Raw genomic sequence first — 12435 nt, forward strand, 5'->3', positions numbered from 1 at the left:
CTTCGTGGCGCCCTTCTTCGCGGCGGCCTTGCCCGCGGCCTTCTTCGTGGCGCCCTTCTTCGCGGCGGCCTTGCCCGTGGACTTCGCGCCAGCCTTCTTGGCCGGGGCCTTGCCCGCCGACTTCGCGCCGGCCTTCTTCGCCGGAGCCGAGTCCGCGGGCTTCGCGGGAGCCTTCTTCGTCGGGGCCTTCACCTCGAACTCCACGCCCGGAGGCGCCACGTCCGCGCCGGCCTTCTTCGCCGACACCCCACCCGGAGGCGTGGGCTTGGGCGCGGCGGGCTTCTTCGCCGGAGCCGCCTTGGCGACAGGGGTCGGAGCCTCCGTCGGAGGCGGGAACGTCGTCGCGCTGGGAGCCCCGTCGTCTGCCTGCGCCTTGGCCTTCTTGGGCTTCTTCTCGGCCTTGGGAGCATCGGCGGGAGCCTCGCGGCCATCGCCGCCCTCCTTCGCCTTGCCGAACTCGCGCATCGCGTCGTCCACGAGCCCCATGCTCATGTACGCGACGCCCAGATCGTGGTGGTCGGAGGGAGACAGCCCCTCCTTCGTCCCCTCGCGCAGCTTCGCGAGCGCGTCCTGGACCTGGGGGTCCGTCTGGGGCACCTGGCCCTCGTCCCCTCCCATCTCACCCTTCAGCTCCTGGCCCAGGTCGACGCCGCCCGTCTCTTCCTTCGACGGGGCGACCTTCACCTGGGCCGGCTCGGAGGGGGAGGCACTCTCCTCGTCAGGACGCGTGGTGCTCTCGGACGGCAGGTTCTCGGGCATGGAGGGCTCCGGGGCAATCCGCTGCAGGTGATCTTCGAGCTTGGCCTTGCGCTCCTTCAACTCCTCCACGCGGGCGCGATCCTTCTCCACCACGTCCGGAGGCGCCTTGGCCACGAAGTTGGGGTTGTCGAGCTTGCGCAGGACGCTGGCCGCTTCCTGCTCGGCGCGGGCGATCTCCTTGCGCAGCCGGTCCCGCTCCGCGTCCAGGTCGATGAGCCCGGCCAGCGGAACGTAGATCTCCAGGTTCGTCGCCACGAAGGCCGCCGCCTGGGGAGGCTTGGCGCCCGGCGGGCCCACCTGGACGTCGGACAGGCCGGCCAGGGGCAGCAGGTAGCCCCGCCACCGCTCGAGCAGCTCGCGCGTGCGCGCATCCGGGCTCTGCACCACGGCCTTCAGCTTGGTGGCCGGCGACAGGTTGCTCTCACCGCGGATGGTGCGCAGCCCCTCGATGGCCGCGATGACCGGCGCCATCTCCGACTCGGCCGCCTCGTCCACCAGCGCCGCGTCCGGCTCCGGGTAGGAGGCGATCATGATGCTCTCCGTCGGCCGGGACATCGGCAGCTTCTGCCAGATCTCCTCGGTGATGAAGGGCATGAACGGGTGCATCAGCCGCAGCACGCGGTCCAACGCATACACCAGCACCGCGCGCGTGGTGTCCTTCGCCGTCGCGTCGTCGCCGTACAGCGACGGCTTCGACAGCTCGATGTACCAGTCGCACAGCTCCGCCCAGAGGAACTGGTAGAGCGTGGAGGCGGCCTCCGCGAAGCCGTAGACCTCCAGCGACGCCCGGGCCTCCGTCGTCGCCCGCTGCAGGCGCGAGAGGATCCACCGGTCCGCCAGCGTCAGCGGCAGCTCCTTCGGCGAGCGGCCGTCGTACTGGTACCCGCCGCCCATGTTCATCAGGGCGAAGCGGCTGGCGTTCCACAGCTTGTTGCAGAACGCCTTGTAGCCGGCGAGCCGGTCCATCGACAGCTTGATGTCGCGGCCCTGCTGGGTGAGCGAGGCGAGCGTGAAGCGCAGCGCGTCCGCGCCGAACGCGGGCATGCCCTGCGGGAACTTGTTCTTCAGCGTCGCGTTGAGCTGCTCGGGCTTGGCGCCGAGGATGACGTCCAGGGGATCGATGACGTTCCCCTTCGTCTTGGACATCTTCTCGCCCTTCTCGTCGCGCACCATCGCGTGCAGGTACACGGTGCGGAAGGGCACATCGCCCATGAAGTGCAGGCCCATCATCATCATCCGGGCGACCCAGAAGAAGATGATGTCGTGGCCCGTCTCCATGACGGACGTCGGGTAGAAGGTCTTCAGCTCCGCCGTGTCGCGCGGCCAGCCCAGCGTGGAGAAGGGCCAGAGCGCGGACGAGAACCAGGTGTCCAGCACGTCCGGGTCCTGGATGAAGCTCTTGCCGCCGCACTTGGGGCAAGCCTCGGGCGCGGTGCGCGCGACGATGGGCTCCGCGCGAGCGAAGTCCACGCCGCCCACCTTCACCGTCGGCGCATCCAACGGGAGGTCGGTGTCGTCACCCTGACGAGGGCTGCACGACGTGCAGTAGTACGCGGGAATCTGGTGGCCCCACCACAGCTGGCGGCTGACGCACCAGTCGTGGATGTTGCGCATCCAGTGGAAGTACGTGTTCGTCCACGACTCGGGGACGAACTTCGTGCGGCCCTGCTCCACCGCCTCGATGGCCGGGCGCGCCAGCGGCTCGATCTTCACGAACCACTGCGGCGACAGGCGAGGCTCCACCACGGTGGTGCAGCGCTGACAGGTGCCGACGTTCAGCTTGTGCGGCTCCTCCTTCTCCAGGAGCCCCTGCTCCTGCAGGTCCGCGAGCACCGCCTTGCGCGCCTCGAAGCGGTCCATGCCAGCGTACTTGCCGGTGTCCTTCGTCATCCGCGCCGACTCGTCCAGGATGGACAGCATCGGCAGCTTGTGCCGCAGGCCCGTCTGGTAGTCGTTGAAGTCGTGCGCGGGCGTGACCTTCACCACGCCGGTGCCGAACTTCGGGTCCACCAGCTCCGCGTCCGCGACGATGGGAATCTCGCGGCCCGTCAACGGCAGCACCACCTGCTGGCCGGCGAGCCCCAGGTAGCGCTCGTCCTCGGGGTGGATGGCGACGGCGGTGTCGCCCAGCATCGTCTCCGGGCGCGTCGTCGCCACGGTGAGCGTGCGCTCGCTGTCCTTGATGGGATAGCGGATGTGCCAGATGGAGCCGTTCTTCTCCTCGTGCTCGACCTCCAGGTCGCTCAGCGCCGTGCGGCACGAGGGACACCAGTTGATGAGCTTCTGGGCCCGGTACATCAGCCCCTCTTCGTACAGGCGGACGAAGACCTCGCGCACCGCGGCCGACGACTGGTCGTCCATGGTGAAGCGCTCGCGGCTCCAGTCCAGCGACGCGCCCAGGAAGCGGTGCTGCTCGCCGATGCGGGCGCCGTACTTGCCCTTCCACGTCCAGACGCGCTCCAGGAACTTCTCGCGGCCCAGGTCGTGGCGGCTCTTGCCCTCGGTCTTCTTGAGCTCCTTCTCCACCACCATCTGCGTGGCGATGCCGGCGTGGTCCGTGCCCGGCAGCCAGAGCGCGTTGAAGCCGCTCATCCGCTTCCAGCGCGTGAGGATGTCCTGGATGGTCGCGGTGAGCGCGTGGCCGATGTGCAGGCTGCCCGTGACGTTGGGCGGCGGCAGGACGATGGAGAAGGCGGGCTTGTCGGAGGTCGCCGCGGCGCGGAAGTAGTCGCGCTCGAGCCAGAAGGCATAGAGGCGAGCCTCGACCTCGGTGGGCTCGTAGGCCTTGGACAGTTCGGTCGTGTCGGTCATTGAAGACGGCCAGCCCCCCTGAGGAGGGCCGGCGAAGGTCAAGGGGTTACGGCGCGGGGCGCCTCAGTGCTGGGTCTCTCGGTCCTTGATGAGCCGCTCGAGCTCCTCACGGATGATGGTCTCCGCCAGCTGCGGTACGACCTCCCAGGCAATCTTCTCGATGACCTCGCGCGACGCCTTGGACAGCGCCTCGCGAAGCAGGGCCTCGCCCCCATCCGACGACGTCGGGCGCGCCGTGGCGGCCGGACGGGCCGCCGGAGCGGGCGCCGTCGGCGGGCCACCGATGTCGAGGGAGATCTCCTCGGCGCCGCTGGTGTCCGGCAGCGAGTCCTCGATGCTGATGGCCGGCTGGGCGGCCACCGGCGCCGCCGGAGCCCCCAGGCCGAATGGATCCCGGTTGCGAGCCGCCGGCTGCGTCGCCCCACCACCCGCGATGGGAGGCAGCGGCGTGGCACCCGGCGGACGGGGCAGCCCACCCGGCATGCCCGGCCCGGGAGCGCCCGGACGACCGGCCATGCCCGGAGCACCAGGCCCCGGAGGCATCCCCGGACGCGGCGGCATGCCCGGCGCGGGAGCCCCCGGCGGAGGCGGGACACCCGGACGACCCACGGCGCCCGGCGGCATTCCCGGACCCGGAGGACGCGGAGCGCCAGGGCCCGGCGGCATCCCGGGGCCAGGAGGGCGCGCCATGCCCGGACCCGGCGGCATCCCTGGACCCGGAGGACGCGGAGCGCCAGGACCCGGCGGCATGCCAGGGCCCGGAGGACGCGCCATGCCCGGCGGCATGCCTGGACCCGGAGGACGCGGAGCGCCAGGGCCCGGCGGCATCCCGGGGCCAGGAGGACGCGCACCCGGCGCCGGCGGCACGCCCGGACGGGCGGCCACGGGAGGCGCGGCGGCGGGGGCCGGCTGCGGCGCGACGGGCGTGGCGGAGGGACGAATCACCTGCGTGGCGACGGAGGCCGGCAGGGTGTTGGACTTCTGGCCGACCAGCGCCTTCACCTTGTCGAGCAGCACCTGGCTCTCGAAGGGCTTGGTGATGTGGTCGTCGGCGCGGGCCGCGCGGGCGCGGTTCTCGTCGAAGGCCTCGAAGGTGCCCGCCAGCAGCATCACCGGGATGCCCTGCGTGGCCGGGTCGTTCTTCAGCGCCTCGCAGACCTCGTAGCCGCTCTTGCCCGGCATCATCACGTCGGCCAGGACGACGTCCGGACGCAGCTCGCGGCTGCGCGAGATGGCGTCCAGCCCGTTGTCGACCGCGGTCACCTGAAAGTCCTCGGTCGCGAAGATCATGCCGATCACCTTGCGGATGGTGAGCGAGTCATCGGCGACCAGCAGATTCTTGGGCATCGGTATCGGGCCTCGGGGGCGTCGGACCCCCTGAATTCGTTGAGGAATCCGGCCGTGAAAACCTGCTTCACGGCACGGTATCAAGCCTGGCAGCTTACGGTTCGCGCTCCGGGACGATCAAGAAAACATGCGCTGCAGGTCGAGGAACAGCACCGGCTCCGCCAACCCGGGCACCCGGAAGGTCCCCGCCGTCTCGTCCGGCTCGAAGCGCTGCAGAACTCCGAGCACCCGCGTGGCCGTCAGCCCCACGTGACGTCCCGCCAGCTCCGCCAGGAGGAAGAACGGCTCCGGCGCGGGGGGCGTGCCGAGCAGTGCCGGAACCGAACAGATGGGCCACAGGACCTGGGCATGCGGGAAGATACCGGCGACCGGCCCGCTCTGCACGGGCAGGACGCTGAAAGCCTCGCCCCGCTCCACCACCTGGGACACGAAGGCCAGGGGGACGCCGAACAGCCGCCCCTGTGACTCGAAGACCAGCGCCCGCTCGGGCACGGACTCGGCCCAGTGCACGGGGCGCGGGGGAGCAGGCGTCGCGCGGGGGCCCACCCGGTGCGGCAGCGCCTCCGCGATGAGCTCCAGGTACAGCCGGTCCTTGTGCAGCACCGCCCCCCGGCTCAACGGCGCCAGTGAGTCCGCCAGCCCCGGCGGCAACAGGAAGAACGGCGCGCGCGCCACGTCCGCCACCTCCACCACGGAGCGCACTCGCACCGCGAGCGTGGGGCTCACATCCAGCACCACCACCATGCCCGCGTCCGGCTCCGGCGCGCCGCCGAGCAGCGCCGCCAGGTCCTTCACTTCCAGCACGCCTCGCAGGTTGCTGCCATTGCCACCGGGCATCGCCACTTCCATGACGGATGTGGCTTCCACGGCATAGCGGGTCTCCCCGGCTTCGACGAGCAAGCAGAGACGGCGACCGCTTTCGAAGGGCGACACGGGGCGCGACCCTAGCAGCGTTCCATGGGGGGTGCTAAGCCATGCGGGAGATGGCGCGCATTCTCCTCGTCGACGACGAAAAGATCGCCCGCACCCTCTACGGCGACTACCTCACGGCCGTGGGCCACACCGTCACGGCGGTGGCCACGTTCCTGGAGGCCCGACAGGCGCTCGCCGCGGACCGGTTCGACGCGGTGGTGACGGACCTCATCCTCCCCGGTGGCGACGGCATGGAGGTCCTCCGGCACGTGCGGGAGCGGCATCCGGGCGTGGAGGTGGTGGTCATCACCGGTCTGGACAAGGTGGACCCCGCCGTGCGCGCCATCAAGAGCGGCGCGGCGGAGTACCTGGTCAAGCCCGTCGCGCCCGAAGCCCTCCAGCACGCGGTGCGCCGCGCGCTCACCACCCGCGAGCTGATGCAGGAGAACGCCTCGCTGCGCCGGCACGTCGCGCTGCTCGAGGCCGGTCAGCGCCTGGCCACCACGCTGGACCGCGAGAAGCTCGCCGTCGCCACCACCAGCGCGCTGGAGACCATGGCGCACGCCAACGGCATCGTCCTCTTGGAGCGCGACGCCAACCTGGGCCTGCGCGCCCAGGGCACGCGGGGGCTCCCCGAGGGCACCGAGGAGGCGCTGGTGGCGTGGCTGCGCGAGCAGCTCCTCCACGGCAAGGCGCCCAGCGACTCGGAGATGCTGGATGTCCCCTTCCAGCGCGTGAGCTCCTTCCCGGCCATCGAGTCGAACACGGTGCTGGGGCACGCGGTGCTCTTCTACTCGGACGCGCGCGCCACGGACGGCGGCGCCGAGGCCGCCGGCTACCTGGTGCGCAACTGGGCGCTGGCCCTGCGCAACCTGGACCGCTTCGCGGCGGTGGAGGACCTGGCGTACGTCGACGACCTGACGCGCCTGTTCAACACGCGCTACCTGCACCTGGTGCTGGACCGCGAGGTCCAGGCGTCCATCCAGACGCAGCGCCCCTTCAGCCTGCTGTTCCTGGACCTGGACCACTTCAAGTCCATCAACGACAACCACGGCCACCTGGTCGGCTCCAAGCTCCTGGTGGAGACCGCGCGCGTGGTGAAGGGCTGCGTGAGAGACCACGACGTGGTGGCGCGCTACGGCGGCGACGAGTACGTGGTGCTCCTGCGAAACACCGACTCGGGCGGCGCGCTCAAGGTGGCCGAGCGCATCCGGCGCACCATGGAGACGCACCAGTTCCTCGCGCGCGAGGGGCTGTCGCTCAAGCTGTCCACGTGTATCGGCGTCGCGAGCTTCCCGGAGCACGCACGGGACAAGGCCACGCTGCTGGATTTGTCGGACCGGGCGATGTACCGCGGCAAGCGCGGCACCCGGAACGTGGTCTACATGGCCGCGCAGGACCTGGAGGCCCCCCCGGCCGAGCGGCGCCAGGGGAGCAACGGCACCTGAGCGGCACCAGAGCTTCAGGGCCGCATGTTCCCCACGGTGAGGCGCTTGACGATGCTGGGCTCGGGGGCCTCGGCGCCGCCCTTGCCTTCCTTGCCCACCGCCTCCACGGACTCATGCGGGGCACCGGAGATGATGAGCTTGAACTTCTCCACGGCCTCCTGGGCGTGCTGGGCCTGCTCCGGATCCAACCGGGCGATGAGCTGCCAGAAGAGGGCGGCGTGCTCGCGCTCCTCATCCATGACGTGACGGAGGACGGCCTTGGCCTCCTCGTTGTCGGTGGCGTCGATGTGGGCGGCGTAGAGGTTGATGGCGTCCAGCTCCGCCTCGATGTTGAGCCGGATGGAGCGCGCCAGCTCGGAGTCGGTCATCTTCCGGGGCACGAGCGAATGGAACGGGTCGGTCTGCGGCATTGAGGCCCTCCGAGGCCTGGCGGCGGCGTCCAGTCCAGGGGAGGCTGGGGCCGCGAGGCGAACGCTCGGAGCATCCGCGTCCCCGGGGAGTCGGTCAACGGAATCCCTCCTGGTGCGTTGCGTGGAGCCGCCCGCCTCCGTCATGCTCCTCACATGGAGATACCCGCGCCGCTCGCCCAACTGCTCCAGGCCCTGGATGCGGGGGACCTGCCAGCCGCGCGCGCGGCCGCGGCGGCCTTCCAGCGCTCGGGACTCCACTCCACCCAGCTCGCCGCCGAGGTGCTGCACGAGTTGCGGCAGCCGCTGCTCGGCGTGAAGGCGTATGCCCAGCTGCTCGCCGAGGACCGTGGCCCCACGGGCCCCTTGCGGCTGCTCATGTCGCAGGTGGAGCGGATGGAGCAGATCGTCTCCGACTACATCCGCCTGGCGAGCGAGCGGCCCGCGCCGCAGCAGCGTCTGTCGCTGGCCGCGCCCATCTGGGCCGCCGCGAGGCTCTTCAGCGTCAACCCGGACTCGGCGCGAATCTCGCTGGAGGTCGAGGCGCCCGAGGACATCTTCGCGCAGGGCAACGCGCGGCTCATCGAGCAGCTCACGCTGAACCTGCTCAACAACGCGCGCGACGCGATGTCGGGGCGCGGGCGGGTGAAGGTGGTGCTCACGCGCGAGGGCTCGGCGCCGGTGCTGTACGTGGCGGACTGGGGTCCGGGCATCCCCGACGAGCTCAAGGAGCGCATCTTCGAGCCGTACGTCACCGCCAGCAAGCGGGGCACGGGGCTGGGGTTGTCGGTGTGTCGGCGCATCGCGCAGGAGCACCACGCGCGCATCGACCTGGCGCCGCAGGGCGCGATTCGGGACGTGCCGCCGCCAGCGACGGTGTTCCGGGTGCTCTTCCCCGCCACCGAGGCCGCGCCCGGGCGGCGAAAGCGACTGCTGGTGGTGGATGACGAGACCATCATCCGCATGGTGTTCCGCGACCTGATGAGCAAGGAGTGCGAGGTCATCGAGGCCGCGAGCGGAGAGGAGGCGCTGGACCTGCTGCGCGAGGCGCCGGTGGACCTCATCGTCACGGACAAGAACCTGCCGGGCCTGTCGGGGCTGGAGCTGGCGCAGCAGGCGCGGCGGCTGTCCGCGACGTCGCGGGTGATTTTGATGACGGGCTATCCGTCGCTGGTGACGACGCAGCAGGCGCTGGAGCTGGGCGTGGTGGACTACCTGCTCAAGCCCTTCGACGACATCCGCGAGGTGCGCAACCTGCTGCGCGCGACGCTCGCGGCGCCGCCGGCCCAGCCTGGGACCGCGACGCAGGTGAAGCGGGTGGACGTGCTCGAGGACAACCCCACCACGGCGGCGCAGATCGCCGAGGCGCTGGAGCTGGTGGGGCTGGAGGCGCGCATCCTCCCGACGTCGGAGCTCATCGCGTTGGAGCAGCCCGCGGGCGTGGTGGTGAGCTGGGACTTCTCGCCGGCGTATGGGCGCAAGGCGCTGGAGCTGGGCAAGGCGCTGGCGCAGGGCGCGCCCTTCGTGGTGCTCGCCGAGCACCTGACGATGGAGACGGCGCTGGAGTCGCTGCGCGCGGGAGCCGCGGCGTGCCTGCCGAAGCTGTTGTCCGACACCACGGCGCTCAGCCGTGAGCTGAGCCGCGCGTTCAAGAAAGGCGTCCCATGAGACTCGCGCTCCTGTCCGTCCTGTTGCTGGGTGTGGCGTGTTCCTCGGACAAGCCCCCGGTGCAGGGCGAACCGGACGCGAGCGGGCCCGTGGACTCGGGCTCGGATGCGGGCAGCGATGCGGGTTCCGACGACGATGGTGGAACGGGCGCCGATGACGGCGGCTCGACGGGAGACGGCGGCACCGGCTCGCCGGATGCGGGCTCTGGCGAGGAGGACGCGGGGAGCTGCGAGCCCCCTGCCTCGGTGCGCGAATCCCTGCTCGTCCCCGGGCTGAACAATCCGCGCAGGCTCGCGGTGGACGCGACCGACATCTACATCTCCGAGTCGCACTCGCTGCGTCCGAGCCAGACCGAGGGCAACGGGCAGATCCTCCGGGTCCCCAGGTCGGGAGGCGATGTGGCGACGGTGGCGAAGGGCTTCATTGCCCCCAACGCCATCGCCGTCAACGCGCAGTTCCTCTTCGTGTTGGACCAGACGGGACTGTGGCGCGTGGACAAGGCCACGGGCGCGCGCGGCACGGTGCCCATCGAGGCCTCGGTGCCGGATGTCATCTCCAGCGGGACGGACGTCCTCCTCGGACGGTTGGCCGGGCGTGACTACGTCGTGGTGGCGACCGGAGCACGGCGGCTCGTGCGCGTGGACGCGACGGGGAGCGCATCCTCGTCACTGGTGCTCTACGAGGGACCCGCCGGTACCCAGGTCCGTGGTGCGCGCATCGACGGCACGGACGTGTGGTTCCTCGTGACGGGGAACACGGAGCCGGGTCTCTACCGCGTCCCGTTGGACCTGGAGACTCCAGCAGAGCGCGTGAATGCGAGCATCTCCTCGGGCACTTCGCTGGAGCTGACGCCCTCGCGCTTCCTCATCACCGAGGGAGGCGGCGGCACGGGCCGTGTCCTCGCGCTGCCGAGAGCCGGTGGCGAGGCACGCGTGCTCGCGGACGGGCTGCAGGGTCCCCTCTTCCCCGTCGAGCTGCACGGCGCCGTGTACTTCAAGGAGTCCGTGGCCGGTGACGCGGACTTCCTGCGCCGGGTGCGCGGATGCCCGGCGAACACCACGGATTCCGTGGGCCCCGTGGGCACGGGCCCCGGTGGACTCATCGTGGACGGAGACACGCTGCTCTTCACCTCACAGGAGAGCGGCACCGGGGGCGCGGTCGGCCGGGTGCCCTGACACGTCCAGGCCTCGCGTCGCTCCCAGCCGCCGCCGAGGCCCGGCGGACCACGAGCCCTGACGCGCGTCGGCCCCGCCCTCATCGTGAGCCCGTGGGCACCTGGACGCACGTCCCCTGCCCCACCAAAAGACAACGGCCCCGGTGCCTCACACGAGGCAACCGGGGCCGAGGCCGGCTCACCCACCGCCCCCCCGAGCGTGGAGCCCGGGGCGCGGAGCGTGGCTCAGTACTCCATGTCGTCGCCGCCGTAGTCCGGCATGCCGCCGCCAGCGCCGCCGCCCTTGGACTTGCCCTTCGGACGCTCGGCCACCATGGCCTCGGTGGTCAAGAGCAGCGAGGCGACGGAGGCGGCGTTCTGCAGCGCGGTGCGCTCCACCTTCGTCGGGTCGATGACGCCGGCCTTCTCCAGGTCCTCGTAGGTGTCCGTGCGGGCGTTGTAGCCGAACGCGCCCTTGCCCTCGCGCACCTTGTTGATGACCACGGCGCCCTCGACGCCCGCGTTGCTGGCGATCTTCCGCAGCGGCTCCTGGAGCGCGCGGCGGATGATCTCCACGCCGAAGTTCTGCTCACCGCCCGGCTTGAGCGCCTCCAGCGCCGCCAGCGTGCGCAGGTACGCCACGCCGCCGCCCGGGACGATGCCCTCCTCGACGGCCGCGCGGGTCGCGTGCAGCGCGTCCTCGACGCGGGCCTTCTTCTCCTTCATCTCCACTTCGGTCGCCGCGCCGACGTTGATGACGGCCACGCCGCCCACCAGCTTCGCCAGGCGCTCCTGGAGCTTCTCGCGGTCGTAGTCGCTCGTCACGGCCTCGATCTGCCCGCGGATGAGCTTGATGCGACCCTCGATCTCCTCCTTCTTGCCGTTGCCGTCGACGATGGTGGTGTTGTCCTTGTCCACCGTGATGCGCTTGGCGCGGCCCAGCTCGGCGAGCGTCAGCTTCTCGTACGTGTGACCCAGCTCCTCGCTCACCACCATGCCGCCCGTCAGCGTGGCGATGTCCTTGAGCATCTCCTTGCGACGGTCACCGAAGCCCGGCGCCTTCACCGCCGCCACGTTCAGCACGCCGCGGATCTTGTTCACCACGAGCGTGGCCAGCGCCTCGCCCTCGATGTCGTCCGCGATGATGAGCAGGGGCTTGCCGGAGCGCGCGACCTGCTCGAGGATGGGAATCATGTCCTGCATCGAGGAGATCTTCTTCTCGCTGATGAGGATGTAGGGGTCGTCGACCACGACCTCCATGCGCTCGCGGTTCGTCACGAAGTACGGCGAGACGTAGCCGCGGTCGAACTGCATGCCCTCCACGACGTCGAGCGTCGTCTCGAGGCCCTTGGCCTCCTCGACGGTGATGACGCCCTCCTTGCCCACCTTCTCCATCGCGTCCGCGATGATGGTGCCGATGGTCTCATCCCCGTTCGCGGAGATGGTGCCCACCTGGGCAATGGCCTTCTTGTCGGACGTGGGCTTGGAGATCTTCTTGAGCTCCTCCACCACCACCTCGACGGCCTTGTCGATGCCGCGCTTGAGGTCCATCGGGCTGTGGCCCGCGGCCACCAGCTTCAGTCCCTCCTCGTAGATGGCGCGCGCGAGCACCGTCGCCGTCGTCGTGCCGTCGCCCGCCTTGTCGGAGGTCTTCGACGCGACCTCCTTCACCATCTGCGCGCCCATGTTCTCGAACTTGTTCTCGAGATCGATCTCCTTGGCGACGGTGACGCCGTCCTTGGTGACCGTGGGCGAGCCGAAGCTCTTCTCGATGACCACGTTGCGGCCCTTGGGACCCAGCGTCACCGCGACCGCATCCGCCAGCGTACGAACGCCGCGCAGGATGGCCTCACGGGCGGACTGGTGGAAGAAAATCTCCTTCGCTGCCATCGCAACCTCCTGAAGTTACTTGGAATTTTTGTGGGTACAA

At 70.4% G+C, this 12435-nt stretch carries 8 protein-coding genes; 3 read left to right on the forward strand and 5 right to left on the reverse strand.

Annotation, left to right across the window (positions count from 1 at the left end):
- From K8640_RS41355 to K8640_RS41365, 3 genes are all read right to left on the reverse strand, one after another.
- On the reverse strand, positions 1-3570 hold a 3570-nt coding region (locus K8640_RS41355; protein ID WP_223752110.1), incomplete at its 3' end, for a valine--tRNA ligase.
- 63 nt (positions 3571-3633) lie between these two features.
- Complete coding sequence (locus tag K8640_RS41360) at positions 3634-4917, reverse strand: PleD family two-component system response regulator (RefSeq protein ID WP_223752111.1); 1284 nt, start codon at positions 4915-4917, stop codon at positions 3634-3636.
- 117 nt (positions 4918-5034) lie between these two features.
- Positions 5035-5850 (reverse strand): chemotaxis protein CheW, encoded by an 816-nt coding sequence (locus K8640_RS41365; protein WP_141323844.1) that lies wholly within the window; start codon positions 5848-5850, stop codon positions 5035-5037.
- Positions 5851-5900: 50 nt separating this feature from the next.
- Between K8640_RS41365 and K8640_RS41370 the strand changes: the two genes are divergently transcribed.
- Positions 5901-7277: a diguanylate cyclase gene (locus K8640_RS41370; RefSeq protein WP_223752112.1), complete on the forward strand. Its 1377-nt coding sequence runs from the start codon at positions 5901-5903 to the stop codon at positions 7275-7277.
- 14 nt (positions 7278-7291) lie between these two features.
- Here the strand turns inward: K8640_RS41370 and K8640_RS41375 are convergent, their stop codons facing one another.
- Positions 7292-7687 (reverse strand): demethoxyubiquinone hydroxylase family protein, encoded by a 396-nt coding sequence (locus K8640_RS41375; RefSeq protein ID WP_046714599.1) that lies wholly within the window; start codon positions 7685-7687, stop codon positions 7292-7294.
- A gap of 153 nt (positions 7688-7840) precedes the next feature.
- On the opposite strand from K8640_RS41375, the gene sinK reads away from it, so the two are divergent.
- Positions 7841-9352: a hybrid histidine protein kinase/response regulator SinK gene (sinK, locus tag K8640_RS41380; RefSeq protein WP_153882667.1), complete on the forward strand. Its 1512-nt coding sequence runs from the start codon at positions 7841-7843 to the stop codon at positions 9350-9352.
- Positions 9349-10527, forward strand: coding sequence for a signal integration modulator SinM (gene sinM / locus K8640_RS41385; protein ID WP_223752113.1), 1179 nt, complete (start codon positions 9349-9351; stop codon positions 10525-10527). The genes sinK and sinM overlap by 4 nt, the downstream gene beginning before the upstream one ends.
- Before the next feature lie 224 nt (positions 10528-10751).
- On the opposite strand, the gene groL is transcribed toward sinM, so the two are convergent.
- Positions 10752-12395, reverse strand: coding sequence for a chaperonin GroEL (gene groL / locus K8640_RS41390; protein WP_141323848.1), 1644 nt, complete (start codon positions 12393-12395; stop codon positions 10752-10754).
- Positions 12396-12435 lie beyond the last annotated feature (40 nt).

Origin of the sequence: Myxococcus sp. XM-1-1-1 (assembly GCF_020037095.1) — a bacterium.
GTDB lineage: Bacteria > Myxococcota > Myxococcia > Myxococcales > Myxococcaceae > Myxococcus > Myxococcus fulvus.